Origin of the sequence: Streptosporangium sp. NPDC049376 (genome assembly GCF_044466505.1) — a bacterium.
Lineage (GTDB): Bacteria > Actinomycetota > Actinomycetes > Streptosporangiales > Streptosporangiaceae > Streptosporangium.
Window position 1 is genome coordinate 55,579 of sequence record NZ_JBITMT010000005.1, and the last position, 24,943, is coordinate 80,521.

Here is a 24,943-nt window from a genome sequence, read left to right on the forward strand (position 1 = left end):
GCGATGCGGTTCCCACGTCGATGGGGCTCGGTATTGGGAGGCGTTTCCCGGTGGGAAAGTCAGGATGGTTGAGGTGGTCCGCCGGGTGAATCCCGTGGCCGCCGAAGGTCACCGTGCGTGACGACCGAGGGTCCGGCGGGAGGCGGTCGCCGTACCCCGGGGAACGTTCACTTCTCGATCGACATCAGGTAAAGATCATGACAATCACTGTCGGTTGTCATGAGGGATGATAGAGCGATGACGAACGTTTCCGGGGAGACCCTCCGCCGTCGTCCCGCCCAGCGCCGAAGCCTCGAACGTGTCGAGCGAATGCTGGACGAGTGCGCACGGCTCCTCGACGAGGTGGGGTACGACGCCCTGACCACCAAGGAGGTCGCGCGCAGGGCCGAGGTGCCGATCGGCACGTTCTACCAGTTCTTTCCCGACAAACAGGGACTGGCGCGCGCGCTCGCGCTGCGCAACCTCGACGCCTTCCTCGGCCGCGTCACGGCCAGGCTCACCGAGGTACGGCTGTCCGACTGGACCGAGATGGTGGATCTCGCGATCGACGAGTTCGTCGCGATGAAGCGCACGACGCCCGGGTTCGCGGTCGTCGACTTCGGCGAGGTGCTGCTCACTCCGGGGGGCCCGGCGCTTGAGGGGACCGAGCGCACGCTCGACACGGCGCTGAGGAACAACGTCGTCGTCGCCGACCGGCTCAAGGCGATCATCATCGACCTGCTCGGCGTTCCCGGCGGCCGAGGGCTGGACAGGGCGCTGATCGTCGCGGTCGAGGCGGCCGACGCCGTGCTCAAGCTTGCCTTCCGCGCCCAGCCCGGTGGTGACCCCGAGCTGATCGGCGAGTGCAAGCGGCTGGTGCGCCGCTATCTGTCGGCCCATCTGCCGGACGACTGAGCGGTCCGGCTTGACCTGGAGCGCACTCCAGGTGGGATGCTGCCGGACGTGAGTGTCTACACGCCGGGACAGGTGGTCGAGGAGACCGGTTTCAGCCTCGACACCCTGCGTTACTACGAACGGATCGGCCTGCTGGGAAGGGTCGGCCGCAACGCGGCCGGGCAGCGGAGGTTCACCCAGGACGATGTCGGCTGGCTCGGCACGCTCCGGTGCCTGCGGGACACCGGTATGCCCATCGCCGAGATGCTCCGCTTCGCGGAACTGGTCAGGGCGGGCGACCACACCATTCCCGACCGGGTCGCGCTGCTCGAAGCCCATGACAGGCGGGTCGAGGAGCAGGTGGCCAACCTGCGTGAGAAGCAGCGGGCGGTCCAGGCGAAGATCGGCTACTACCGTGACGTGGCCGACCTGCCGCCCGCCTGCGAGCCGCTCGTCTCCAGGGCCTGACGAAGCCGTACAGCGGCTTTGCTCCGCACCTGCCCCTTCTTTCCGCTTCGCCTGTTAAACCGGAAGCGGGACCGGGGGAGGGGCGATGGCCGCACCGCGCGCGCGCCGGATCAACATTCCGCTCCGGCACGTCACCCTGACGTGCGGAGCCATGATGTTCGCGCTGCTGGCCAACGTGACCTATCTCCAGGCCTTCCGGAGCGACAGACTCTCTGAGGACCCCCGCAACCCCCGCGTGGTGATCACGCGTCTCGACGGGCTCCGGGGGGACATCCTGCTGCGCGACGGCACCGTCGTGGCGACCAGCGTCGAGAACGAGACCGCGGGACACAGGTACCGGCGCCTCTACCCGGGCGGGCCGCCGTACGCGCCGGTCACCGGGCATCTGTCGATCTACGGCGCCACCGGGCTCGAACGCGCGCAGGACGCCGTGCTGTCCGGCACCGACCCGCGGGTCAAGCTGCGCGCGCTGCTGGACGGCACGCGGGCGGGGGCGACGATCAGGCTCACCATCGACCCCGCGGCGCAGCGGGCGGCCTACGAGGGGCTGCGCGCGACGGGACGGCCCGGGGCGGTCGTCGCCATCGAACCGGGGACCGGCGCGATTCTGGCCATGGCCTCCTACCCCTCCTACGACCCGAACCTCTACACCGACCCCGACGCCGTGGGACTGGAGCGGGCGGACAGGCGGCTGCGGGACGACCCTCGCGAACCCCTGCTGAACCGGGCGATCCGGCGCGGCTACCCGCCCGGCTCGACCTTCAAGATCGTCACCAGTGCCGCCGCGCTCGGCTCGGGGAGATACCGCCCGACGACCGGCCTGCGCGCGCCGGCCGTCCTGCGCCTGCCGGGGACGGCCTCCTACCTGCGCAACGCGGGCGGTGCTCCGTGCGGGAACGGCAGGGCACCGCTGGCCTACGCCTTCCAGCTCTCCTGCAACACCCCGTTCGCGAACCTGGGCATGGCCCTGGGGCAGGAGACACTGCGTGAGCAGGCCCGGGCGTTCGGTTTCGACGCCGACGACCTGACCGTCCCCATGCCGGTCGCGCGGAGCGTCTACCCGCGGGACATGGACCGGGCGCAGACCGCCATGTCCGCGCTCGGTCAGTTCGACACCAGGGCGACTCCCCTCATGATCGCCATGATGTCGGCGGCGGTCGCGAACGACGGCTCGCTGATGCGTCCCTACCTGGTCGATGAGATCCGGCTCGCGGACGGCGCGCTGGTCGACGGGGCGGCCCCCTCGCCGTACCGCAGGACGCTGGACGCCGAGGAGGCCAACCGGCTCACCGCGATGATGGTCACGGTCACCAGGCCCGGCGGCACCGGGGAGGCCGCCGCCATCCCCGGTGTCGAGGTGGCCGCGAAGACCGGCACCGCGGAGAACGGGGTCCCGGGAGGGGACCACGCCGTCTTCACCGGATTCGCCCCGGCCACCGCGCCCAGGATCGCGGTCGGCGTCCTCGTCGAGCACGGCGGCTCGGGCGGCGAGGTCGCGGCCCCCATCGCCAGGGCCGTCATGCGGGCCGTACTCGCGCCCTCCTCCCCTGGGGAGGAACCGCGGGAGGTCGGGGAGGAACCGCGGGAGGTTCAGGCCGAGTAGGCCTCGGCCTGCAGGCCGTACAGATCGGCGTAGAGACCGCCGAGGGCCATCAGCTTGCCGTGGGTGCCCTGCTCGACAACCCGGCCGTGGTCCAGGACGTAGATCCGGTCGGCGTAGCGGACACTGGCCAGCCTGTGGGTGATCAGCAACACCGTACGGCCGTCGGCGTGCCGCCTGACCTGTTCGAAGAGGGCGTGCTCGGCACGGGCGTCGAGGGCGGCGGTTGGCTCGTCGCAGATCAGCAGCGGGGCGTCCCGGTGGAAGCCGCGGGCGATGGCGATCCGCTGCCACTGCCCGCCGGACAGCTCCTGACCGTCCTTGAACCTCCTGTCGAGCAGCGTGTCGTAGCCGTGCCGCAGCTCGGCCACGACCTGGTCGGCCCCGGCGACCTTCGCCGCGGCGGCCAGCGTCTCCTCGCCCCTGTCGGTCCCCATGCCGATGTTGTGCCTGGCGGTCAGCGGCCAGCGGGTGTGGTCCTGGGCGATGACGGCGATGTTGCGCCTGAGCCCGTCCTGGTCCACTCCCGCCAGGTCGGTCTCGTCCCACAGCACACGCCCGCCGTCGGGCTCGTAGAGACCGGCCAGGAGTTTGGCCAGCGTGGTCTTGCCCGAGCCGTTCTCACCGACCAGGGCGATCACCTCGCCCTGGTCGATGTGCACGGAGACCCCGCGCAGCGCGGGCGTCTCGGCGCCGGGGTAGGTGAACACGACGTCCTCGGCGGTGATCCGCTCGAACGTCTCCGGCGCCGCGTCAGGCCGTGCCGGGCCGACACGCCTTTCCGCCTCGGCGCAGAAGTCGAGGAAGTCGGTGAAGTACAGCCCCTCCTCGTAGAGCCGGTTGGTGGCGAACATCAGATTCGACAGATAGGTCTGCCCCGACCGGATCGCCAGTACGGCGGTGCCCGCCACGGCCAGCGCCACCGCGCCCGAGGCCAGCAGCAGCCCGAGGGCCACGTAGACCAGGGCCGCCCCGAGCCCGCCGAGGGCCTCGCCGACCACCTTGGCGAAGGTCTGCCGCCGGGCGAGGTCGAGCCTGACGTCCTGCTCGGCGGTGGCGACCGCGTCGTACATCCGCAGCAGGAAGTCCCGCATCGTGAAGGAGCGCACCTCGGCGGCGGCCGCACGCTCGGCCAGCAGCTCCGAGATGATCCACTTGCGCCGGGAGACGGGAATGATCGCGTACATCGTGGTGTAGCGCATGCGCGCGGTGCGCACCGCGGCCCAGGCGTCCGGCAGCACCGCGAGCACCAGCAGCGGCAGGAGGACCGGATGGAGCACCCCGAGCACCCCGGCCGCGGAGACGATCCCGATGAAGGCGGTCAGTACGTTGATGGTCGTGCTGACGATCGTCCCCGCCGTCGTCACGCCGCGTGAGGAGGCGCGCTGGAGCGAGTCGTGGAAGTCCGAGTCGTCGAACGCGGCCAGGCTCACCTGGCCGGTCAGCCCGTAGAGCCGTTCCTCGGCGACCCGGCTCACCTGCGGGTCGAGCCGGGACTGCGCCCATCCGGAGCCCGCCTGCATCAGGGTGCGCAGGATGCCCGCGACGCCGACCAGGACGAGGCTGGGCAGGGCGGCGACGACCCGCTCCGGGGTCGGGCCCGCCTCGAACAGGGCGGAGAGCACCCCGGTCGTGGCCAGCAGCCCGAACGCGGTGAACGCGCCGCCGAGCAGGCTCAGCCCGATCGTGACGACGATGTCGCGGGGACTGGCCAGCCAGCCGAGCCGTACGGCCTGCGCGACGAGGGCGGGCAGCCGCCTGGAGAGGGCCAGGAAGCCGACGTCGGTCATCGTGTCGGCGTGGGCGTACCAGTCGGAGAGGTTGAGCTCGCCGAGCACCGGCGTGGCCGTCCTGCCAGGACCGGACGCCGCGTCAGGTTCGGGGGCGGGGCCGGGGGCGGGCGGAACGGGCAGGGAGTCGGGGGCGAGCCGAGGAGAGGGGGGAGAGGCTGGATCGTGGTCCGAGGGAGTGTCCGGCATGCCTGCAGTGTGAATCGCCCGGCCGTCGATCCGCCATCCGCTGACCGGTCACGGTCAGTAGTGGCGATACGGCGGGCGGGCCCGATGGTGAATTCATTACGGTGTCCCAATAGGGAGAGTCAGGAAATCCGAGCATCTGAAATGGTGCTAAGCCTGGGCACGACACGGTAATTGGTGTCACACTTTCTGTGACTGCTGCCCCGCGATCTCGTTAAGGGCCGATGACACAGGACACCGCGCACATTTCTCCGACCGGCGGGAACCTCCCCCTGGAGCCCAACGACTTCGTCGGGCGTCAGGTCGACGCCGAGGAACTCGTCGAGCTGCTGGGCGTCGCCCGCCTGGTGACCCTGTGCGGGGCGGGAGGCATCGGCAAGAGCAGGCTGGCGATCAACGTCGCGGGCCGGTTGGCCGCGGGGTTCCCCGGCGGGGTGTGGCTGGTCGAGCTGGCCGAGGCGGCCGGCGACGAGTTGATCGCTCCCCGGGTCGCCTCCGTGCTCGGCATCAAGGCCGAGCCGTCCCGCTCGCTCTCCGAGACGTTGTTCGACGCGCTCGCCGACCGGCAGATGCTGCTGGTGATCGACAACTGTGAGTCGCTCATCGACGAGTGCGCCCGTTTCTGCAGGACGTTGCTCACGATCTGTCCCGAGGTGCGGGTGCTCACCACCAGCCGGGAGCCGCTCCGGGTCGCGGGGGAGACCGTGTGGCGGGTGCCGCCGCTCACGCTGCCGGAGGCGGACGGCCACGAGTACGCCATGGACAGCGAGGCCGTGCAGCTCTTCGTCAGGAGGGCCAGAGCCGCCGTGCGCGGGTTCACCCTCGACGCGGGCAACGCCGACGAGATCGCCAGCCTGTGCGGGGCGCTCGACGGGATGCCGCTCGCCATCGAGCTGGCCGCCGCGCTGTGCCGGGTGCTGACGGTCGAGCAGATCCACGCCAGGCTCAGGGACAGGTTCCGGCTGCTCTCCGAGGGAGACCGTACGGCTCCCGCCAGGCACCAGACGCTCAGGGCCACCGTCGACTGGAGCTACCAGCAGCTCAAGGAGCCGGAACGGATCCTGCTGCGGCGCCTGGCCGTGTTCACCGGCGGATGGACGCTGGAGATGGCCGAGAAGGTCTGCGACGGTGACGGTCTGTGGGCCGAGGACGTCCTGAGCGTCCTGTGCGGCCTGGTGGACAAGTCCCTGGTGCTGGCGGACGCCGAGGTCGCGGGCGAGACGCGCTACCGGATGCTGGAGACGATCCGCCAGTACGCCGCCGAACAGCTGGAGATCGCGGGCGAGGAGCACGAGCTGAGGCGGCGGCACCGTGACCACATGGCCGTGATCGCCGGCCGCGTGCACCAGCTGATCGTCAGGTCTCCCCGCCCGACCTGGGCCGAGATCTGCCCGGTGCTGGTGCTGCTGGACGAGCTGCAGAGTAACCTGTGGGCCGCGGTCCGCTGGTCGGCCGAGGTGGAGGAGCCGGAGAACGCGCTGCGGCTGCTGGTGCTGCTGCGCTGGCCCACCATCGCGGGCGGCCGGTTCACCCCCGCCGACGAGTGGCTTGAGCGCCTGCTGTCCGCCGACAAGTCCGCGGCGCTCCCTCCCAAGGTGCGCGGCGACGCCCTGGTCCTGCGCGGTCAGGTGGCCTTTGGGCAGGGCGACCCCGCCAAGGCGTACGAGGCCTGTTCCGAGGCGGCCGACCTGTGCCGGGCGACGGCGTTGCACGGGCCGCTCAGCGGGGCGCTGGCCATCCTGGCCTGGGTCGCCATCTACCAGCGGCGCCCCGACAAGGCCCGGCGCCTGCTGGATGAGGCCCTGGAGGCGGTGCGCAAGGTCGACGACCCCTGGCACGAGATGGTGATCCGCTCGATGGAGGGGACGTTCGCGCTGTCGGAGGGGCGGGCCAAGGAGTCGCAGCGCTCCTTCGAGGCCGCGCTGGCCATCGCCCGCGGTCTCGACAACCACTGGGCCACCCCGGTGGCGCTCATCGGCCTGGCCCAGGTCGCCTGGACGCGGGGCGACCTGCTGGAGGCCCGCACCCACTACGAACAGGCCCTCGACCAGCTCAAGGACATCACCGCCCACTGGCAGACCATCACCTGTCTGTCCGGCCTGGGGCGGATAGCCCTGGCCCAGGGAGATCTCACGACCGCCCGCGCCAGGCTGACCGAGAGCCTGCGCCTGTGTCGCAGGACCGGTCAGCGGCTCGGCGTCGCCCGGCGGATCGAGACGCTCGCCCAGCTCGCCCTCGCCGAGGAGGACGACCACCGGGCGGTGCGCCTGGCGGGGGCCTCCGCCGCGATCAGGAACGCGATGAGCGGCAGTGCCATGCCGTCCGGGTTCGGCGCGCGGATGGAGGAGCTGCTCCAGCCGGCCCGTGCACGTCTCGGTGACACGCTGGTCGCCCAGCTGTGGGCGCTCGGCAAGGGGATGACCCAGGAGCAGGCGGTCCGCTACGCCCTGGAGGGTGAGGACCGGGCCGAGACGCCGCTGCCGACGGGAAGGATGCCGGTGGCCGCCCCGCTGACCACACTCACCGGGCGTGAGTGGGAGATCGCCGAGCTGATCGCCAGGGGGCTGAGCAACAAGGCCATCGCCGACGAACTGGTGATAAGCCCCGCGACCGCGGCCAGGCATGTGGCCAACATCCTGGCCAAACTCGGCTTCTCCTCCCGCACCCAGGTCGCCACATGGGTCGTGGAGCACAATCGCGTCTGAGGGTGACGTTCCGCCTACACACAGGAACTACACATCGACGGCCACGTAGATACACCTCGGGATACGCACTCCAGCGCATGCGGAGAAGCAGCAGGTAGCCGTACGTTTTCCTCGTGTTCGACCGATGACGCCCCGCCTTCCGCGCCACACCCGCCACAGCGGTCAGGTACGGCAGGCCCACACCATCCCAGGCGTCTCGGTCGGGCACATCGCGAACGTCGCGTGTCCCTCTCGACGGTCGAGGTCTCCTCGGAGGGGTGGGGACCGAAGGCCACGGGACATGCGGCAGCGGGTCCGAGCCGCGCAGGGCTCGGACCCGCACGCGTGAAGGGCCCCACGTCGCAGGGCCCCGTCCGCGTGAGAGGCCCGCGCGTGAAGGCTCCCGCGCCGGTGAGAGGCCCGATGTCTTCCTCTGCGATTTCCCGCCGGTCGGCGGCCGGTTCGAATTCCCCGTCAGTGCCGCAGAAGGCGCCGCGAATCACGGAACCCATTCCGGATCGGCGATGTTTCCGCAGGCCACCCGTCTTTCGGTGAATCACGGAAACGCCTGGTCGGGGAAAGGGGCATCGGACGTGGCCAGCCCGGATACACACTCATTTACATATATCTGTCGATGCAGGGCCGGAGCCGCCGCCCGTACGGTCGTCGGCATGAGACCGACCTCCTCGTCCATAAGGGGCACCGTTACCGAGGCGGTGTTCGGCTGCGCGCACGAGCGAGGTGACCGGCCCGCGTTGATCGATCTCGGTGCGGGGGTGGTCTACAGCCACCGCCGCCTGGCCGAGGAGGTGACGCGAGGAGCCTCGGGGCTGGTCAGGAGGGGCGCAAGGGGACGGCAGGTGGCCGGGATCCACGTGGACAACGTGGCCGCCCATGTCCTGGCGGTGCACACCGTCATCGCGGCGGGTCTCGTCGCGGCGCCCATCGCGTCCGGCAACGGACGGATGGGCGACCTGCTGATCCGCCTTGACGCCCGCTTCCTGATCACCACCCCGGGGTTGGCGGAGAGTTCGTTACAGGCGGCCGACGACTCCCGGGTGCGGCAGGTGATCGCGTTCGGTCAGGCGCGTGACACCGTCGACTTCGCCGACCTGCTGCTGCTCGCCCCGGCTCCGTTGCCGTCCCTCGATCCGTCCGTGCAGCCCGCGTTGCGGGTCGAGGACGGAAGCGTGCTCACCCATGAAGATCTGATCTGGCGGATGTGCGAGCTGGACAAGCTCGTCGCGCTGGAGAAGTCCGACGTCCTGCTGGTGACCTGGCCGCTGGTCTCGACCCTGGCTCTGGCGACCCTGATCGGGCTGGCGCTGATGCGCGGCTCCCTGGTCGTGGTCGCTCCGGGCCTGGCCGCGCAGGAGTTGTCGGCGACGATCCATGACTTCGGTGTCACCGTGCTGACGTTGCTCGACGGGACGGTCCAGCGTGTGTGACCGGGCCGTGCCGGCCGCCGCCGCTCCCGGGCGGCGGCTGCGGAGGGACGGGCACGTGTTGTTATCCGACTATGCCTTGACGTCTCGCGCTGACGGATGCGTTGATTGGTGTACAGCCCCTGACAACGTTGTCATCTTCTCCATGGGCCCTTCGGAGCCTCGACCCCGAAGGGGCGGCAAGACCATGTGACGACGGTTGGACGGCTGTGGCGCGGGCCCTGCCCACCTGACCTCCTACAGCGGGGGCGGACAGGGGGCACGACGGGGCCGCGGACAGGCCGAGGTCCTCCCCCGGTGGACGGGGCCGGGGAGGGTCGGCGGTCGGGTCACGGCAGGGGAGCCGAGGGGCTCACCAGCGAGTCGCCCAGGGCGGTGCGGTGATACAGCACTCCGCGCCCCGTGCGGTTGCCCGTCACCAGGCCCGCCCCACGCAGGGCGGCCAGGTGGCCGCCGACGGTGCCGAGGCTCAGACCGAGCAGGCGGACGAGCTGGCTGGTCGTAGCGGGAACCGCCAGCTCAAGCAGGACCCGGGCCCTGGTCCTGCCGATCAGCGTGGCCAGGCCGTCCGGCGTCTCATGCGTGATCCCCGTGCCCCGCGCCGGATATCCGATCGCGTACGGCCAGGCCTGTTCGAGGTAGGAGCTGACCCCGGAAACGAAGGGGGACGGCACGAAAAGAAGTCCCCGCCCCTCAAGGGCCACCTCCTGCCCGCCCGGAGCGACCTCGATGACCCCCTCGGGGCGCCAGCGCACCCGGGGGTTGAGGTCGTCCAGTGCGGCCGCCCAGCCGTAGGTGGCCAGCCGGCCCGCCCGCTGGATCACGTCCCGTTCCAGGATCGCGTGGACGCGCGGCCAGATGGGGGAGACGATCCGGGCCCAGACCGCTTCGAGGGCGTCGGCGAACAGTTCGACGACGCCCGGCGAGAACAACACGTCAAGGACGGCCTCCGGGGGCCGGGGCATGCCCTCCAGGTTCCTGGCGATCTCCTGGTGCGCCTGGGCGGCGGGCGTCGCCCGTACGGCGGAGAGCTCCGTCTCGAAGGAGGTGTTCACCCCGTCGGGCGGTGGCGCGGGGAAGTCGGCGTTGTAGTGCCGCTCGCGGAACAGCGAGACCATCGGGCCGAGTCCCGGCCGCTCCGCCAGCAGCCGGCCGTACGGCTCGCGCGCCTGGCGTATCCAGGAGAGCCACACCCCGGCCTCCCATTTGCCCGACAGCAGCCAGAGGGCCTGCTTGGTCACCATGAGCGGGGAGATCGCGAACCTGCTGGTCACGATGTCCTGCGGACTGACCTTGATGAGATATCCCATTCGGCACCTTTCGGGAATGGTCGAAAGGTTAGCCTGCCGCCCCGGTGTCTCCCAGCATCGTGCCCATGCTCTTCACGGGGAAAGACGGCGCGACCTATTCCGAGGTCTTCGCCAACGGGCAGTTCCGGGTGCTGTTCGGCAGTTTCACGTTCCTTGTCGTCGGAGACCAGGTCAAGATGCTCGCCTTGGCGGCGCTGGTCTACGCCAGGACCGGCTCGCCGGGTCTGTCGGCGATGGCCTACATGCTGGCCTTCCTGCCGTACGCGGTCGGCGGGACGTTCCTGCTCTCCCTCGCCGACCGGATACGGCCGCGCGCCCTGATGATCGTCGGGGAGCTGGTCCGGGTGGTGACATGCCTGCTGCTTGCCCTCACCGGGATGCCGGTCTGGATGATGCTGGTGCTCGTTTTGGTGACGGGCCTGTTCTCACCCGTCTTCGGGGCGGCCCGCAGTGCCCTGCTTCCCGAACTGCTGCCGGGGGACACGTTCGTGCTGGCCAGGTCCGTGCTGTCCATGACGTCCGCGGGGGCGCAGATCGCCGGGCTGGGGCTGGGCGGCGGTGTCCTGGCCGTCGCGGGGCCGGCGGGGGCGCTCACCGCGACCGCCGTACTGTCCGTGCTCTCCGCCCTGGTGCTGCGCGCCGGGCTGTCCGACCTGCCCGCCCGCGGTGTACAGCGGGGCGGCGCGGTCGCGGAGACGCTGCGGGTCAACCGGGACCTGCTCGCCGACCCCGGGGTGCGTGGGCTGCTGTTCGCCCAGTGGCTGCCCACCTCGTTCCTGTCCGGGGCGGAGGCGATGCTCGTCCCCTACCTGGGGGAGACGGCCGGGGTCGCGCTGGCCGCGGCGTGTGTCGGGCTGGCGGTCGGCAACCTCCTGATGGGGCGGTTCGCCGCGCCGTACACCCGGGAGCGGCTGGCGGCGCCGCTGGCGGTGCTGTCGGGGCTGCCGCTGCTCGCCTTCGCGCTCACGCCGGGACTCGCCGTCTCCGGGCTGGTGCTCCTGCTGGCCACCGCGGCGAGCGGCGCCTGTCAGCTCGGCCTGCAGCGCAGGTTCGTCGAGGCGGTTCCCGAACGGGTCAGGGGGCAGTCGTTCGGGCTGGCGGGGGCGGGCCTGATGACCGGTCAGGCGGTCGGCGCCGCCCTGGTGGGGGGAGTCTCCGAGGTCGTCGCGCCGAGCCTGGCGGTCGCCGGGGCGGGTGTCGCCGTGATCGTCTCCGCCCTCGTCCTCTGGAGGCACCTGCGGCCCGGGCCCGTGGCCGGGGCGTCGTGACCCGCTCAGGCGAGGCGCCACTCCTGGTTGGGCCGGCCGTAGACACAGGTCCACTGGTCGATGCCGGAACCGTCGTCGATGCCTGCGTTCTCGACGTCCAGGCATTTGCCGCTGTGCCGGGCCACCAGGATGAAGTAGCCGCTGTCGCGCTGCAGGAGCTTCCACTCCTGGTTGGGCTGGTCGTCGAGGCAGGTCCACTGGTGGACGTTGGCGCCGTTCCTGGTGCTGACGCCCTCGACGTCCAGGCACTTGCCGCTGTGGGTCGCCCTCAGGGTGTAGTAGCCGTCGCTGGTGGCGACCAGGTTCCACTCTTGGTTGGGCTGGTCGTCGAGGCAGGTCCACTGGTGGAGGTCGGCGCCGTTCCTGGTGCTGACCCTCTCGACGTCCAGGCACTTGCCGCTGTGCCTGGCCACCAGGCTCGCCCTGAACCGGAACCCCGCCTTCGTTCCTGTTTCACCCGTTCTCGCCGCACCACCCGTCGCGACGGCCGTGGACGGGCCGAGAAGGGGGACGGTGATCAAGGCGGCCGCCAGGGCGACGGCACGACCTGCGCGGATGGGCCCCATCACGTCTCCCGGTGCTCTGAAGGATCGACCTGCACTTATTAGCACGGATGACGGAGCGTTTCGGTGAGTCACGTCGTGTGACGGCTCTGTGTCGTGTTCTCAGGCCGACATCCGGCCCAGAACGCCCCCGCGGGGTCAGGAGGGAGGCAGTTCTCCCGACCCCCGGGGGATGAGCCTGGTCGGCAGCTCGACGTGCTCGGCGGGACCGGGGTCGCCCTGGATGCGGCGGAAGAGCAGCTCGGCCGCGGTCCTGCCGAGCCCGGCCGGGTCCTGGGCGACCACGCTCACCCCCGGCACCAGCAGGTCGGCCAGTTCGAAGTCGTCGAAGCCCACCATGGGCAACCGGTGCCCGGTGCGCAGCACGGCCAGCGTCACCCGGCCGTTGCCGGTGAACAGCGCCGTCGGCGGGGTCCGCTCCGAGAGCATCCTGGCCAGTGCCGCCCCCGCCCGCTCGGGGGGACCCGTCGCGATCAGGGAGTCGTCGGCGGGCAGACCGGCCTCGGCCAGGGCCCGCCGGTAACCGCGCAGGCGCTCCGCGGCGGTGAAGATGGACGCGCTGTCGCCGATGAAGGCGACGCGGCGGTGGCCGTACCTGATCAGGTGGGTCACGCCGGAGCACGCGCCGCCCGCGTTGTCGCAGATGACGGTGTCGGCCTCCAGGCCTCCCGGCCGGTCGGCGAAGACGGCGGGCGTGCCCGCCTCCAACTCCGGCCTGAGGTACTCGTGGTCGGCCCCGGCGGGCACGATGATCAGTCCGTCGACCCGCCGGGAGCAGAAGGTGAGGACGAGCTCGCGCTCCCGCCGGGGGTCCTCCCCCGAGGAACCGCTGAGCAGCAGCGAGCCGTACCCGAGGGCGACGTCCTCGACCGCCCGGCTGACACCGGAGTAGAACGGGTCGGCCACGTCCTCGATCACCAGGCCGACACTCGACGTACGGCCGCCGCGTAGCCCTCTGGCGCTCTCGTCGCGACGGTAGCCGAGCCGTTCGATGGCCGAGCGCACCCGTTCGGCGGTCACCGCGTTGACCCCGCGTTCGCCGTTGACGACACGGGAGACGGTCTTGAGCGCCACCCCGGCGGACGCGGCGACGTCCTTCATGGTGGGACGGCCTCGGGAACCGCCCGTGGCGGGACGGCGATGGGGGCGGTCGGTCACGGCCCGATCATCGCCCAGACCCATTTTTTCGACAATGTCGTCCCGCAACGGACACCCCCGCCCCCTGTGTCTAGATTATGGCTGTTATGGCCTGTCCGTGTGGGCGCGTAGCGCCCGGTCGACGAACGCCTCGGCCGATCCGAGATAGCCGGTCGGGTCGAGGGCGGCGTCCACCTCGCCGGGGGTCAGGGCGATCTCCGGATCGGCCAGCAGCGTCTCGCGCAGCGTGCCGCCTCCGTCGGAGGCCCTGGCGCACGCGGCGTCGACCAGCGTCCTGGCCCTCGGGGTGCCGCCGAGCCTGACGACGACGTGCTCGGCCATCATCAGCCCCCGCGTCGCGCCCAGGTTGGCCCGCATCCGTCCGGCGTCCACGGTCATCCCCTCAAGCGCCTCACGCAGCCAGGCCGCGGCGCTCCCGGTCAGCCTGAGCAGGTCGCTCAGCGTCTCCCACTCGGCCTGCCACGGTCCGGCCGCCCGCTCGTGCTCGTGGAGCATGCCGCCGAGCGCGGTGGCGACCAGCCCGGGGACGCGTTGCGCGCAGGCCAGAACCGACATCGCGGCGACCGGGTTGCGCTTGTGCGGCATCGCGCTCGAACCGCCCCGGCCCGGCGACGACGGCTCGGCCGCCTCGGCGACCTCCGGCTGGGACAGTAGTTTCACATCGGTGGCGATCTTCCCCAGCGACCCGGCCACGGTGCCGAGGGCGCAGGCCAGCCGTGCGATCGGGGTGCGGTCGGTGTGCCAGGGCAGGACCGGCTCGGCCAGCCCGAGCTCCGCCGCGAGGTACGGCAGCACCTCGTGACCGCGTCCACGCAGCACGGCCAGGGTTCCGGCGGCTCCGCCGTACTGGACGGGCAGGCGCAGGTCGGTCAGCGCGGCCAGGCCCTGGTTCAGCGCGTTCAGCCAGCCCGCCGCCTTCAGCCCGAAGGTGATCGGCACGGCGTGCTGCAGGATCGTGCGTCCGGCCATCACGGTGTCCCGGTGCTCGACGGCCAGCCGGGCGCACGCGCTCGCGCACGCCGACAGGTCGGCGGTGAGCGGTGCCAGGGCACGCGAGGCGACCAGCATCGAGGCCGTGTCGTTGATGTCCTGGCTGGTCGCGCCGTAGTGCACGAACCGCCGGACCTCCGGCTCGACCCGTTCGCGCAGGGCCGCGACCATGGGGATCACCGGATTCCCCGTCGGTACGGCCGCGCGGCCGAGCTCGGCCAGGTCGAACCGCTCGGGCTCGCAGGCCTCCCGTACGGCGGAGGCCGCCTCCCACGGCGCCAGCCCCGCCTTCGCCTGCGCGGCGGCCAGTGCCGCCTCGACGTCCAGCATCGCGGCCAGCCACGCCGCGTCCGACACCTCGGGCGCCGCGCCGCCCCTGGAGAACATCCCCGAGAACAGTCCATGGCGCGCTGACGAGGTCATGGTCACCTCTAGAAATGTCATGGCGACAGCCTGTCACGCTCCGGAGGAGGCGTAGGGACAAATAGAAAAGACCTTTTTGACGGGGAAGTGCCTTCCTTCCCGGATGCCGGCACCCGGTGTGGTTTCGGGCTGTTGCTTTCGGGTGGTTCAGGAAGGATGTCGGCATGGATTGCCTGGAGATCCTCATCGGCAGGGCCGAGCGTCTCGACCATGTACTGATCCGGGTCCTCGGCCGGGTGTTCCCCGGTCATGACGTGGCGCAGGCCGCCCTGCTCGGGTCACGCTGAGGCGGTGCCGAGGATGGAGGCGATCACGGCCGGGGTGTCGGACAGGTCGGTGAGGACCAGTTCGGCTCCCACCTCGCGCAGCGCGGCCTCGTCGCTCGCCCCCGTGGCGACCGCAACGACCCTGGCGCCGCCGTGGTGCCCGGCCAGGACGTCGTGCGGGGTGTCGCCGACCAGGACGGTGCTGTGCTCGTCGAACCGCTCGCCGTACTTCTCGGCCGCCCGTAGTTGCGCGAGCCGTACCAGGGGCGGGCGGTCGCCGTGGTCGAGGCCGTAGGCGCCGACCTCGAAGTCCACGTACTCGTCCAGGGAGAACGCCGCGAGCTTGCTGACCGCGATGGGCCGCATGTTCCCGGTGAGCACCGACTGCACCACGTCGGTACGGCAGGCCAGGGCCTTGAGCGCCTCCCTGGCGCCGGGCAGGACACGGCCGTGTTCGCGGATCTCGTGGATGCGTGCGTCGAAGCCGGTGGCGAACTCGTGGCACAGGCGCTGGAGCAGCGGCTCAGACGTCTCGATGCCGTGCGTCAGCAGTGTCTCGGTGATGATGGCCCGGTCGGTCCTCCCGGCGAAGGAGGGCAGTCCGTGCGCGGCCAGGACCCGGCCCGTCACGGTGGTGAACGCGTTCTCGTAGATCGTTCTGGTCAACGGTCCGACGGCGAGCAGTGTGTGATCGATGTCCCACAGAACGAGAGTGCGCACGAATCACATCGTATGAGGTGCTATGCCCCATTGAAGAGAAGACCGTGGTCAGCATGCGTCCTGTATGTGTAAGTTCGTTCTGCGGACGAATGTTCATTTTTGAACATCCCGCCCACCACCATGTCGCGACGACAGGGAGACGACCCCATGACGCTGATGGACGCAAAAACATGGACGGGACTGGTCTACGGGGACGGCTGGACCACCTCGCGCGGCGGAGACGCCGCGGTGGTGGAACCCGCGACCGGTGCCGAACTGGGGCGGGTCGGCATGGCGAACGCGCAGGACGTGGCGGAGGCGGCCGCGCTGGCCGTACGGGCTCAGCGGGAGTGGGCGGCCACCTCCTTCGAGGAGCGGGCGGCGGTGCTGCGGCGGGCCGGGCGGCTGTTCGAGGAGCACGAGCGGGAGATCCAGGACTGGCTGGTCCGTGAGGCCGGGTCCGTCCGCCCGAAGACGGGCGTCGAGACGCACATCGCGGCCCAGGAGTGCTACGAGGCCGCCGCGCTGGCCTCCCAGCCGCTGGGAGAGATCCTGCCGACCGCGAAGAAGCGGCTCAGCATGGCCCGCCGCGTCCCCGTCGGGGTCGTCGGAGTGATCTCACCGTTCAACTTCCCGCTGATCCTCGCCATCCGCTCGGTCGCCCCCGCGCTCGCGCTGGGCAACGCGGTGATCCTCAAGCCGGACCCGCGCACCGCGGTCTCCGGCGGCTTCTCGATCGCCCGCGTCTTCGAGGAGGCGGGGCTGCCCAAGGGCCTGCTCCACGTGCTTCCCGGCGGCGTCGAGGCGGGCCAGGCACTGGTCGGCCACCCGCTGGTACCGGTGATCTCCTTCACCGGATCGACCGCGGCAGGACGCAGGATCGGCGAGGAGTGCGGGCGGCTGCTCAAGCGCGCCCACCTGGAACTCGGCGGCAACTCCGCGCTGATCGTGCTTGAGGACGCCGACCTCGACCGGGCCGTCTCCGCGGCGGCGTGGGGCTCCTTCCTGCACCAGGGGCAGATCTGCATGACGACCGGTCGTCACATCGTGCACTCCTCGATCGCGGAGGAGTACGTCGCGCGGCTGGCGGAGAAGGCCGAGCGCCTGACGGTCGGCGACCCGGCGGGCGGACGGGTCGCGCTCGGCCCGCTGATCGACGCCGGGCAGCGCGACAAGGTCCACGCCCTGGTCACCGGTAGCGTCGAGGCCGGAGCGAGACTGGCGGCCGGAGGCACCTACGAGGGACTGTTCTACCGGCCGACGGTGCTCGCCGACCTTCCCGAGGGCGCCCCCGCCTACGCCCAGGAGGTCTTCGGCCCGGTCGCGCCGGTCGTGCCGTTCTCCACGGCCGAGGAGGCCGCCGCGCTGGCCGCCGACAGCGAGTACGGCCTGTCCCTGGGCATCCTCACCGGGGACGCGATGCGGGGCCTGGCGCTGGCCGACCTCATCCCCACCGGGATCGTCCACATCAACGACCAGACGGTCGACGACGAGGCCGTCGCGCCGTTCGGCGGGCTGGGCGCCTCGGGCACCGGCTCACGCTTCGGCGGGGGCAGGGCCAACGCCGAGGCGTTCACCGAGACCCGCTGGGTGACGGTGCAGGGCGAGATCGCGGGCTACCCCTTCTGAACGTGACCGAGCGGCCGCCGGCGCGTTCAGTTGCAGAGGGCGCGGGCGGCCGCCGCGGTGACGGTTGAGGTGTCGGCGGCGTCGCGTGGCCGGTTGCCCGGCAGCAGGATGATCCTTGTGGAGGGGCCGTACGGACCGCACGCCTCCTGAGCGCCGAGGGCCGTCTTCCGGGTTCTTCTGGGCGCCGGGGGTACGGACCCGCGCGGGCGGTCCCTCAAGGCGGCGGACAGGGCTATGGGGGCACCGGCGCTGCCTCGCGCGGGGACATGGCCTCTCCATTCGGGTGATCGGGGAGTGGACGGGTCGCCCCCCGGCAGAACAGCGCCTCGCCTGCCCTCGAACAAGGGAGAAGGCGGTCGATCGAACAGCCGTCGACCGGCCTCGGACCACGTCTCGGCCATCGGCCGGAGTCCCGTGCGGACACCTGTGCGTGTGGTCCCGGTCGTGTCCCCGGCACCCGGCGGCCACCTTTCCGTCCTACCGTTCAGGTCATGATCCGCAGGCTCTCGGCCGCCACGCTGGCCGTCCTCGTCACCGGTACCGCCGTGGCCCTGCTGCAGCAGCCCAGGCCCGCGGCGGCGGAACACCGGGACCGGAATCCCGTCGTCATCGGCCACCGCGGCGCCAGCGCCCACCGGCCGGAACACACCCTGCTCTCCTACGAGTCCGCGATCGCGCTCGGCGCCGACTACATCGAGCCCGACCTGGTCTCCACCAAGGACCACGTGCTGGTCGCCAGGCACGAGAACGAGATCTCCGGGACCACCGACGTGGAGAGCCATCCCGAGTTCGCCGGACGCCGTACGACCAAGACCGTCGACGGGCGGGCCGTCACGGGATGGTTCACCGAGGACTTCACCCTGGCCGAGCTGAAGACGCTCAGGGCCAAGGAGCGCATCCCCGACCTGCGCCCGGAGAACACCGCCTTCGACGGACTCGCCGAGATCCCGACCTTCGAGGAGGTCGTACGGCTGGCGCGCCGCAGCGGCGTCGGGGTCTACCCGGAGACCAAGCACCCCACCTACTTCGACTCCATCGGCCTGTCGCTTGAGGAGCCGCTGCTTGAGGTGCTCGGCCGGTACGGCTGGCGCGGGCGGCGTGACCCGGTGTTCGTCCAGTCGTTCGAGACCGCGAACCTGCGGGAGCTGCGGGGACGGACCAGGCTGCGGCTGGTCCAGCTGGTCAACGCCACCGGTGCGCCGTACGACTGGACGGCGGCGGGGGACCCGCGTACCTACGACACCATGCTCACCCCGGCGGGGCTGCGGGAGGTGGCGGGCTACGCGGACGGCGTCGGCGTGGACACCCGGCGGGTCGTCCCCCTCGACGCGGAGGGGCGAACCCGGCAGCCCACGACGCTCGTCCAGGACGCGCACCGGGCCGGGCTGCAGGTGCACGCCTGGACGGTCAGGCCGGAGAACTCCCAGCTCCCGGTGGACTTCCGGGCGGGAAACCCGGCCAGTCCCGTCTACCCGCGCGCGACGGGTGACGTGGCCGGGTGGCTTGAGCGGCTCTACCGGCTCGGCCTCGACGGCGTCTTCTCCGACGACCCCGGCGTGGCCAGGGCGGTCAGGGACCGGGTCCGGTGAGAACGGGAACCGCCGGCCACCCGCCCCTTGGGTGACCGGCGGTGATCCTGGGGCGATCCTGGAGTGATCCCGGCGCCTCCTACGCGACGGCGACCTCGCCGTTCTCCGCGAGGTCGTCCATCGGGCGCAGCTCGTCGGCGTAGCTCACCGAGACACGGCGCATCACGCCGGTGTCGCTGATCGAGTACTGGCCCAGGCGCCACAGCGGCGGCGAGTAGGCGTGGATCGAGACGCTGCCGTTCACGGCCCCGGTCAGCCGGTGGATGTGGTCGGGCCCGAAGGAGAACGACTCACCCGCCGAGACCACCGTCTCCAGGTGCTCGCCGCCGATACGGGGATTGCACTCAAGCAGCGTGCCGGTCACCACGCGGACCGCGCCGGAGGAGATGTCGTGGTCGTGCCAGCCGGTGTCGTCCTCGGGGCGCCAGCACAGCAGCCAGACGTCCACGTAGGCGTCCCGGTAGAGGGAGGCGTAGTGGCGGCCCCCCTCCTCGGGGAAGGCCACCTGGTCCTCCCAGCGTGACGGGTCCGCCGCCAGCGCGTCGACCAGGTCGCGGAGCTCACGCCGGTCGAGGGCGCGCTCCGGCAGGGCGTCGAAGCTCATCGGGTGCCTCCCAGGAGACGGCAGCGCCCGCTGCCCTGGGACTGATTCACGTTCACTTGCGCGACTCCTTTCGGTTCAACAGACGGCTGGGGTTGGTGACCGCGATGGCGTGCCCGGCGGCCTCGCCGAGCGCGGGGTCGGGTGCGGTCGCGTACGGCTGGTCGGAGCCGTTGACCACGACGTCGATGCCGAGTTCGCGGATGACGGCGTCGATGGCCCGGGGACCGTAGGAGGAGGTCTCAAGGAAGGCGCCGGGGTCCACCTGGCCCCGGCTCTGGCCGCCCCGGCTGATCAGGCGCTCGGAGTGCAGCGGCGCGAGCCCGGCCAGCAGGGCGAAGCAGACCCGCAGGCCGGGGTGGCGGGTCCGGCCGAAGGCGGCGAAGGCGTACCAGGAGGCGTGCATCTGCTGGACGTACGGCACGACGGCGGGCCACCAGCCGGGGCCGGTGGGCGTCCCGGCGGGGCCGGGGTGCACGAAGAGCGGCAGGTCGCGTTCGGCGAGCACGTCGAGCAGGGGCGCGACCCCGGCCAGCCCCGCCTCGTCGCCGATGGCCGTCGCGGGCAGCTGGAGCCCGGCGAGCCCCTGGTCGAGGGCCTTGGCGAGCCTGGCCGGGTCGACGTCGGAGAGGCAGGCCGCCGCCCACGCGCCGAAGGGGGCGGGCAGCGCCAGGGCGTCCTCGTGGTAGGCGTCGATGAGGGGCCAGGCCTCCTCGGGCGGCAGCGTCTCGATGCCGAGCGGACTGGACAGTGAGACCAGCGCCAGCTCCAGGTCCTCGTTGCGCGCCAGCCGTACGGCGAGGTCGTGGTCGGCCGGGTCGACCTCGTAGGGGGGTTCGCCGTCCAGGTGCAGGGTCCAGCCGTCCAGGCGGGGAGGAGCCGTACGGCGGCGCAGCGCGTCCACGAACGCGGGCGCCCACAGGTGCTGGTGCACGTCGACGGCCATTTTTCTCCCCTTCCTTTCGTGGTATTCCCTACCTAGAATATAGGTAACAGCTCTGACCTTACTACGTCTCCGGGTGACACGGTTCAGTGAACCGATTCAGTGAATCGGTTCACCTTATGGGGGGCGATGCCCCGAACCATCCGGATGTACGGCATACCCCTGTTCAGACGGGGGTTCCGGCATAGGGTGGACAAGTGCCCCAGCCACGGAAACGAGCGACTATACGTGAGGTGGCGAAGGCCACCGGTCTCTCCCCGGCGTCGGTCTCCTACGCCCTGCGCGGCCTGCAGGTGTCGGAGGAGACCATCGAGCGGGTCCGGCGCGTGGCCGCCGAACTCGGCTACGAGGCCGATCCGATCGCCCGCGCGCTGGCCAGCGGCAGGACAGGGACGATCGGACTGCTCTGCGGCTCTCTTGAGGACCTCTGGCAGCAGGCCCTGGCGGTCGGCATCGGCAGGTCGCTGAAGGACAACGACCGGTACGCGCTGATCCTGGACGCCGCGGGCGATCCCTACCGGGAACGGACCCTGGCCAGGCAGCTGCGCGACCAGCGGGTGGACGCCCTGATCGTGCAGCCGGTCGACCCGGCGGCCGAGGTGTGGCCGGAACTGTGTGAGAGCCTGCCGGTCGTCTCGATCGGCGACGGCCTGGCGGGCGCACGGACCGCCGGGGAGGTCGTCTTCGACAACCGGGCGGGGGTCACGCTGGCGCTCGAACACATGCGGGACCGGGGACACGGGCGCATCGCCGTACTCACCCCGACCAGGGCGAGCACCCCGGACCGCCCGGCGGACGTGCACGTGCTCGCGGAGGCGGGACGGCTGGGCCTGGACATCGAGGTGGTCACCGCGCCGCAGGCGCTCACCGCGGCGACCGGGGTGGCCGACGCGATGCTCGCGGACGGGCACCGGGCGTTCTTCTGCTTCGCGGACTCGATCGCCTACGGCGTCTACGCCGCCTCGACGGAACGGGGGCTGCGCATCCCCGCCGACGTGTCGGTGATGGGCTACGACGACCACCCGATGTCGGGGCTGCTCACCCCGGGGCTCACCACGGTCGACTGGGACATCGACGGCATCATCCGCGCCGCCGTGCGCACGGTGGTGGCCGCGGCCGACGGCAACACCCGCCGCCGGCGTATCGTCCAGGCCCCCGAGCTGCGCGAGCGTGGCTCGGTCGGCAGGGGGACGGCCGCGCCCGGCGCCTTCTGAACGCGGCGTCCGACACGCGAAAGGCCCGGCACCGTGGTTCGGTGCCGGGCCTTCCTGTCGAGCGGACGGCCCTGTCGGGAGGCCGTCCGCTCATTGGCCGGTCCGTGGGTCCTCACGCGGGCAGGCGCCGTCGAGGGGACCCGGGATGGCCCGGTGTCAGACGCGCTGCCAGAGGGCCGGGACGTTCGGCGGCTCCCAGCCGGGCATCGCGGTGTGGCCCTGGAGGCAACGGTAGGTCGAGCCGCCGTAGGTCACGGTCGCGCCCGCGCTGTAGGCGGTGCCGGCGGCCCAGGTGCCACCGGGGTTCTGGGTCGAGGTCGAGGTCGGCGTCGGGTTCGGGCCACCGTTGCTGGTGACCAGGGTGAGGCCGTTCGCCTGCAGGATCTCGCCGACCGGCTGGAAGTAGGTCGTGCCGCCGGAGGAGCAGTTACCCGTTCCGCCGGAGGTGACGCCCTGGGCCTGGTCGCCGGAGATGAACGAACCACCGGAGTCGCCGGGCTCGGCGCAGACGCTGGTCCGGGTCACCTCGTAGACGGTGCCCTCCTGGTAGGCGACACTGCTGTTGAGCTGCTGGACGGTGCCGCAGTGCCAGCCGGTGGTCGAGCCGGAACGGCAGACCGAGGAACCGACCTGGGCGACGGTCGAGCCGTTCACCGGGATCGTGGCACCGTTCTGGACCACGACGCCACGCGGGGTCCAGTTGGAGTTGGTGGCGATCCAGGAGTAGTCGCTGCCCGGGAAGACGGAGTTCTGGAAGGTGCCCTGCGCGACCCGGTTGGAGCCGCTGGTGGAGCTGCCGGTGCTGCCGCAGTGACCCGCGGAGACGAAGCCGCTCTGGCCGCCACGGGTGGCGGAGAAGCCGATCGAGCAGCGGCTGCCGCTGCCGATGTAGTAGGCGTCGCCGCCGCGCAGGTCGTAGAACGTCCTGGCCTTCTCGCTCGACTGCTCGACCTTGACCAGCGCCTTGTCCACGCCGCTGGCCGCGACGAAGGACTGGCCCGCGGCGACGTCGGAGGCCAGCACGACCACCGAGTTGTTGCGGACGTCGAGGTACCAGGCGTTCACCGAGGAGGGGGAGGACTCCTTGGCCTGCCGGTTGAGGCCCTCCTGGGCCGCGGTGAGCGCGGCCAGCGAGTGCTTGACCAACTTGGCCTGGGCGCCGGTCTTGAGAATGGCGGTCAGCTGCTTGGAGTCGCTGGTGGCGACCACAAGGTCGGAGGTCGGGCCGGTGACCCAGGTGCCGCCGTAGGCGACGCCGAGCTGCTTGGCGACGACGGGCTCGACCTTGGAGGCCGCGTTCTCGTTGACCAGACGGGTCGAGGCCTGCTCACCGGTGATGCCGAGGTCGCGGGTGAGCGCGGAGACCAGTTCGGGGGCGGGCTTGACGACGGCGGCGGCCTGGGCCTTCGCCTGAACATAAAGGGGATCGGCGGAGGCTGCGCCGGTGGTTACGGAGGCGAGGGCGGGGGTCGCTACCAACGCGGCGGCGAGCGTGACGCCCACTGCCACGGCATTTCTGCGGAGCATGTGATCTCTCCTCGTGTCGGGGGGTGCGCCGTCAACGTAACGGTTAGGACACAAGGAGCGGCTCTCTCAGAACGGCCCTATCACTGTGCTATGAAGATTTAACCGACATGACTTGATAAAGGGTGACACCGTTAGTCAACTCCGTCATCCCTATCTGGTACGTAGGGCGGAGGACGTCGGTTCAACGGGGCCGCGTCCATTGTGGGCGCCCCATCAGATTCTTTCGAGGGGACGGTCGCCTTCAGGTGACGGGAGAATCGGGAGCGGGAGGGCCGCCGAGACCCGAGCGTGCATTGACCCGCCTGGTCTGCGCATCGCGGATGTCCTTCCTGGTTTTGTCGGTGCCGGCCGATACCGTGACGGTGTCGTTGCCGAACGTGATGGGGGTGGGGTGTGCGCAGGTCGTTCACGTTCCTGTTGCGCCTCACCCGTCACCAGGAGATCGCGCTGGCGGCGTGCCTGGACGATCACCGGGTCCTGTACAAGGCCGCGTCAAAGCGGGCCGTACGCCCGGCTTCCCCCGGTTCAAGGGGCGGGGTCGGTTCGACACGGTGGAGTGGCCCAGGGACGGTGACGGTTGCCGGTGGGACTCCCAGCCCGAGCACCCCACCGCGACGTTCGTGCGCCTTCAAGGGGCCGGGCAGGTCCGGGTGCACCGGCACCGGCCGGTCAAGGGCCGGGTGAAGACGATCGGCGTCAAGCGGGAGGGCTCCCGCTGGTACGTGATCCTGTCGTGCGAGGACGTGCCCGCCGAACCGCTCCCCGCCACGGGTGCGGCGGTCGGCATCGACCTGGGGGTCGCCTCGCTGGTGACCACCTCCGGCGGTGAGCACGTCGCCAACCCGCGCCACCTGGCCGCGACCGCCGATCGTCTCGCAGCGGCGCAGCGGGCCCTGGCCCGTAAGAGAGGCTCGCGGCGGCGCCGTAAGGCCGTGGCACGGGTCGCCGCCCTGCACGGCAAGGTCCGCCGTCAGCGCCTTGACCACGGGCACAAGGCCGCGCTCGCCCTGGTCCGCGCCTATGACGTGATCGTGCACGAGGATCTGCGGATCGCGAACATGACCCGCAGCGCCTCCGGCACGGTCGAGCGGCCCGCAGGGAGCGGAGGAGTCACGTCATGGTGCGTTACCCGGGTCGTTCCCAGCGGGGGAACGGCCGTCCGCCGTTCCCCCGGCCCTGGTTCCGGCCTTCGGGCGCGGGTCGTCAGTCGCCGAGGACCAGGTCGAGCAGCCAGCTCACCAGACCGACGATGATCGCGCCCCAGAAGGCGGCGCCGAAGCCCTCCACGTGGAACGACAGGCGGAGCTGCTCGGCGATCCAGCTCGTGAGCAGCAGCAGGCCGGCGTTCACCACCAGGGCGAACAGGCCCAGCGTGAGCACGTAGAAGGCGCAGCCGAGGACCTTGATGATCGGCTTGAGTACCGCGTTGACGACACCGAAGACCAGGGCGACCGCGATCAGGGTGACGATCTGACTGCTGGTGGACGTCGCGGACGCCGTGATGCCGCTCACGAGCTGTGTCGCCGCCCACAGGGCGGCCGCCACAACCAGGATCTTGATGATGATTCTCACGTTCGGGCATCCTCGCATGGGGGTCGGACGGGCATACCTGGACACTAAACAGTCTGGGACGCGTCGGCGCGGCTGTTCGGTCACGGATTCGGGGTCACGCCGTCGCGGCGTGGTGGCGCACATGCATGGGCGATGCCGTACGCGG

21 protein-coding genes are annotated in these 24,943 nt (G+C 71.1%); 11 read left to right on the plus strand and 10 right to left on the minus strand.

The genetic code is table 11. The features are described 5' to 3' along the window. Positions 1–237: 237 nt before the first annotated feature. The 3 genes from ACIBVQ_RS15830 to ACIBVQ_RS15840 all read left to right on the plus strand — a co-directional run bounded on the left by ACIBVQ_RS15830 (position 238) and on the right by ACIBVQ_RS15840 (position 2,944). Entirely contained in the window at positions 238–894 is a 657-nt protein-coding gene (locus ACIBVQ_RS15830; RefSeq protein WP_352010318.1) for a TetR/AcrR family transcriptional regulator, read from the plus strand. Positions 895–930: 36 nt separating this feature from the next. Next, the gene (locus tag ACIBVQ_RS15835; protein WP_352010319.1) at positions 931–1,341 is read left to right on the plus strand and encodes a MerR family transcriptional regulator; all 411 of its coding nucleotides are present in this window, start codon (positions 931–933) and stop codon (positions 1,339–1,341) included. A gap of 85 nt (positions 1,342–1,426) precedes the next feature. Beyond that, positions 1,427–2,944 (plus strand): peptidoglycan D,D-transpeptidase FtsI family protein, encoded by a 1,518-nt coding sequence (locus ACIBVQ_RS15840; RefSeq protein WP_399178102.1) that lies wholly within the window; start codon positions 1,427–1,429, stop codon positions 2,942–2,944. On the opposite strand, the gene ACIBVQ_RS15845 is transcribed toward ACIBVQ_RS15840, so the two are convergent. Beyond that, the gene (locus tag ACIBVQ_RS15845; protein WP_352010321.1) at positions 2,932–4,920 is read right to left on the minus strand and encodes an ABC transporter ATP-binding protein; all 1,989 of its coding nucleotides are present in this window, start codon (positions 4,918–4,920) and stop codon (positions 2,932–2,934) included. The genes ACIBVQ_RS15840 and ACIBVQ_RS15845 overlap by 13 nt on opposite strands. Positions 4,921–5,141: 221 nt before the next feature. Between ACIBVQ_RS15845 and ACIBVQ_RS15850 the strand changes: the two genes are divergently transcribed. Both ACIBVQ_RS15850 and ACIBVQ_RS15855 read left to right on the plus strand, forming a co-directional pair. Then, positions 5,142–7,622 carry an ATP-binding protein gene (locus ACIBVQ_RS15850; RefSeq protein WP_399178105.1) on the plus strand — a complete coding sequence of 827 codons (2,481 nt, stop codon included), beginning with the start codon at positions 5,142–5,144 and terminating at the stop codon, positions 7,620–7,622. A 650-nt stretch (positions 7,623–8,272) separates the two neighbouring features. Continuing rightward, a complete protein-coding gene (locus tag ACIBVQ_RS15855; RefSeq protein WP_352010323.1) occupies positions 8,273–9,049 on the plus strand; it encodes an AMP-binding protein in 777 nt (258 codons plus the stop codon). Positions 9,050–9,375: 326 nt separating this feature from the next. Here the strand turns inward: ACIBVQ_RS15855 and ACIBVQ_RS15860 are convergent, their stop codons facing one another. Continuing rightward, the gene (locus ACIBVQ_RS15860) at positions 9,376–10,356 is read right to left on the minus strand and encodes an ArsR/SmtB family transcription factor (protein WP_399178107.1); all 981 of its coding nucleotides are present in this window, start codon (positions 10,354–10,356) and stop codon (positions 9,376–9,378) included. A gap of 65 nt (positions 10,357–10,421) precedes the next feature. Here ACIBVQ_RS15860 and ACIBVQ_RS15865 point away from each other — a divergent pair, with 65 nt between their 5' ends. After that, positions 10,422–11,624 (plus strand): MFS transporter, encoded by a 1,203-nt coding sequence (locus ACIBVQ_RS15865; protein ID WP_399178109.1) that lies wholly within the window; start codon positions 10,422–10,424, stop codon positions 11,622–11,624. Positions 11,625–11,629: 5 nt separating this feature from the next. Here ACIBVQ_RS15865 and ACIBVQ_RS15870 read toward each other — a convergent pair whose 3' ends face one another. The 3 genes from ACIBVQ_RS15870 to pcaB all read right to left on the minus strand — a co-directional run bounded on the left by ACIBVQ_RS15870 (position 11,630) and on the right by pcaB (position 14,779). Continuing rightward, positions 11,630–12,190 (minus strand): RICIN domain-containing protein, encoded by a 561-nt coding sequence (locus ACIBVQ_RS15870; protein WP_399178111.1) that lies wholly within the window; start codon positions 12,188–12,190, stop codon positions 11,630–11,632. Positions 12,191–12,325: 135 nt separating this feature from the next. Then, positions 12,326–13,345 (minus strand): LacI family DNA-binding transcriptional regulator, encoded by a 1,020-nt coding sequence (locus ACIBVQ_RS15875; RefSeq protein ID WP_399178113.1) that lies wholly within the window; start codon positions 13,343–13,345, stop codon positions 12,326–12,328. Between the two features lie 84 nt (positions 13,346–13,429). After that, complete coding sequence (gene pcaB, locus ACIBVQ_RS15880) at positions 13,430–14,779, minus strand: 3-carboxy-cis,cis-muconate cycloisomerase (RefSeq protein WP_399178115.1); 1,350 nt, start codon at positions 14,777–14,779, stop codon at positions 13,430–13,432. Positions 14,780–14,922: 143 nt separating this feature from the next. On the opposite strand from pcaB, the gene ACIBVQ_RS15885 reads away from it, so the two are divergent. Continuing rightward, positions 14,923–15,045, plus strand: coding sequence for a hypothetical protein (locus ACIBVQ_RS15885; RefSeq protein WP_399178117.1), 123 nt, complete (start codon positions 14,923–14,925; stop codon positions 15,043–15,045). On the opposite strand, the gene ACIBVQ_RS15890 is transcribed toward ACIBVQ_RS15885, so the two are convergent. Further along, the gene (locus ACIBVQ_RS15890; RefSeq protein WP_362774039.1) at positions 15,037–15,744 is read right to left on the minus strand and encodes a haloacid dehalogenase-like hydrolase; all 708 of its coding nucleotides are present in this window, start codon (positions 15,742–15,744) and stop codon (positions 15,037–15,039) included. The two genes, ACIBVQ_RS15885 and ACIBVQ_RS15890, sit on opposite strands and share 9 nt — an antisense overlap. A gap of 147 nt (positions 15,745–15,891) precedes the next feature. On the opposite strand from ACIBVQ_RS15890, the gene ACIBVQ_RS15895 reads away from it, so the two are divergent. Both ACIBVQ_RS15895 and ACIBVQ_RS15900 read left to right on the plus strand, forming a co-directional pair. Beyond that, entirely contained in the window at positions 15,892–17,352 is a 1,461-nt protein-coding gene (locus ACIBVQ_RS15895) for a benzaldehyde dehydrogenase (protein ID WP_399178119.1), read from the plus strand. Between the two features lie 491 nt (positions 17,353–17,843). Then, on the plus strand, positions 17,844–18,941 hold the full coding sequence (locus tag ACIBVQ_RS15900) for a glycerophosphodiester phosphodiesterase (RefSeq protein WP_399178121.1): 1,098 nt from the start codon (positions 17,844–17,846) through the stop codon (positions 18,939–18,941). A 79-nt stretch (positions 18,942–19,020) separates the two neighbouring features. Here the strand turns inward: ACIBVQ_RS15900 and ACIBVQ_RS15905 are convergent, their stop codons facing one another. Further along, positions 19,021–19,545, minus strand: coding sequence for a cysteine dioxygenase family protein (locus ACIBVQ_RS15905; RefSeq protein ID WP_362909347.1), 525 nt, complete (start codon positions 19,543–19,545; stop codon positions 19,021–19,023). Between the two features lie 52 nt (positions 19,546–19,597). Next, a complete protein-coding gene (locus ACIBVQ_RS15910; protein ID WP_399178123.1) occupies positions 19,598–20,488 on the minus strand; it encodes an amidohydrolase family protein in 891 nt (296 codons plus the stop codon). A 230-nt stretch (positions 20,489–20,718) separates the two neighbouring features. On the opposite strand from ACIBVQ_RS15910, the gene ACIBVQ_RS15915 reads away from it, so the two are divergent. Further along, positions 20,719–21,699 (plus strand): LacI family DNA-binding transcriptional regulator, encoded by a 981-nt coding sequence (locus tag ACIBVQ_RS15915; protein WP_352010334.1) that lies wholly within the window; start codon positions 20,719–20,721, stop codon positions 21,697–21,699. A 156-nt stretch (positions 21,700–21,855) separates the two neighbouring features. On the opposite strand, the gene ACIBVQ_RS15920 is transcribed toward ACIBVQ_RS15915, so the two are convergent. Continuing rightward, a complete protein-coding gene (locus tag ACIBVQ_RS15920; RefSeq protein WP_399178125.1) occupies positions 21,856–23,226 on the minus strand; it encodes a carbohydrate-binding protein in 1,371 nt (456 codons plus the stop codon). Positions 23,227–23,777: 551 nt separating this feature from the next. Here ACIBVQ_RS15920 and ACIBVQ_RS15925 point away from each other — a divergent pair. Beyond that, positions 23,778–24,479, plus strand: coding sequence for an RNA-guided endonuclease TnpB family protein (locus ACIBVQ_RS15925; protein WP_399178127.1), 702 nt, complete (start codon positions 23,778–23,780; stop codon positions 24,477–24,479). Here ACIBVQ_RS15925 and ACIBVQ_RS15930 read toward each other — a convergent pair. Next, positions 24,430–24,798, minus strand: a complete 369-nt coding sequence (locus ACIBVQ_RS15930; RefSeq protein ID WP_399178129.1) for a phage holin family protein — start codon at positions 24,796–24,798, stop codon at positions 24,430–24,432. The genes ACIBVQ_RS15925 and ACIBVQ_RS15930 overlap by 50 nt on opposite strands. Positions 24,799–24,943 lie beyond the last annotated feature (145 nt).

What these genes read in the sequence shown, in the direction of transcription:
- ACIBVQ_RS15830 (WP_352010318.1), top strand. Translation starts at nt 238, where the DNA reads ATGACGAACGTTTCCGGGGAGACCCTCCGCCGTCGTCCCGCCCAGCGC.
- ACIBVQ_RS15835 (WP_352010319.1), top strand. Translation starts at nt 931, where the DNA reads ATGCTGCCGGACGTGAGTGTCTACACGCCGGGACAGGTGGTCGAGGAG.
- ACIBVQ_RS15840 (WP_399178102.1), top strand. Translation starts at nt 1,427, where the DNA reads ATGGCCGCACCGCGCGCGCGCCGGATCAACATTCCGCTCCGGCACGTC.
- ACIBVQ_RS15845 (WP_352010321.1), bottom strand. Translation starts at nt 4,920, where the DNA reads ATGCCGGACACTCCCTCGGACCACGATCCAGCCTCTCCCCCCTCTCCT.
- ACIBVQ_RS15850 (WP_399178105.1), top strand. Translation starts at nt 5,142, where the DNA reads ATGACACAGGACACCGCGCACATTTCTCCGACCGGCGGGAACCTCCCC.
- ACIBVQ_RS15855 (WP_352010323.1), top strand. Translation starts at nt 8,273, where the DNA reads ATGAGACCGACCTCCTCGTCCATAAGGGGCACCGTTACCGAGGCGGTG.
- ACIBVQ_RS15860 (WP_399178107.1), bottom strand. Translation starts at nt 10,356, where the DNA reads ATGGGATATCTCATCAAGGTCAGTCCGCAGGACATCGTGACCAGCAGG.
- ACIBVQ_RS15865 (WP_399178109.1), top strand. Translation starts at nt 10,422, where the DNA reads ATGCTCTTCACGGGGAAAGACGGCGCGACCTATTCCGAGGTCTTCGCC.
- ACIBVQ_RS15870 (WP_399178111.1), bottom strand. Translation starts at nt 12,190, where the DNA reads ATGGGGCCCATCCGCGCAGGTCGTGCCGTCGCCCTGGCGGCCGCCTTG.
- pcaB (WP_399178115.1), bottom strand. Translation starts at nt 14,779, where the DNA reads ATGACATTTCTAGAGGTGACCATGACCTCGTCAGCGCGCCATGGACTG.
- ACIBVQ_RS15885 (WP_399178117.1), top strand. Translation starts at nt 14,923, where the DNA reads ATGGATTGCCTGGAGATCCTCATCGGCAGGGCCGAGCGTCTCGACCAT.
- ACIBVQ_RS15895 (WP_399178119.1), top strand. Translation starts at nt 15,892, where the DNA reads ATGACGCTGATGGACGCAAAAACATGGACGGGACTGGTCTACGGGGAC.
- ACIBVQ_RS15900 (WP_399178121.1), top strand. Translation starts at nt 17,844, where the DNA reads ATGATCCGCAGGCTCTCGGCCGCCACGCTGGCCGTCCTCGTCACCGGT.
- ACIBVQ_RS15905 (WP_362909347.1), bottom strand. Translation starts at nt 19,545, where the DNA reads ATGAGCTTCGACGCCCTGCCGGAGCGCGCCCTCGACCGGCGTGAGCTC.
- ACIBVQ_RS15910 (WP_399178123.1), bottom strand. Translation starts at nt 20,488, where the DNA reads ATGGCCGTCGACGTGCACCAGCACCTGTGGGCGCCCGCGTTCGTGGAC.
- ACIBVQ_RS15920 (WP_399178125.1), bottom strand. Translation starts at nt 23,226, where the DNA reads ATGCTCCGCAGAAATGCCGTGGCAGTGGGCGTCACGCTCGCCGCCGCG.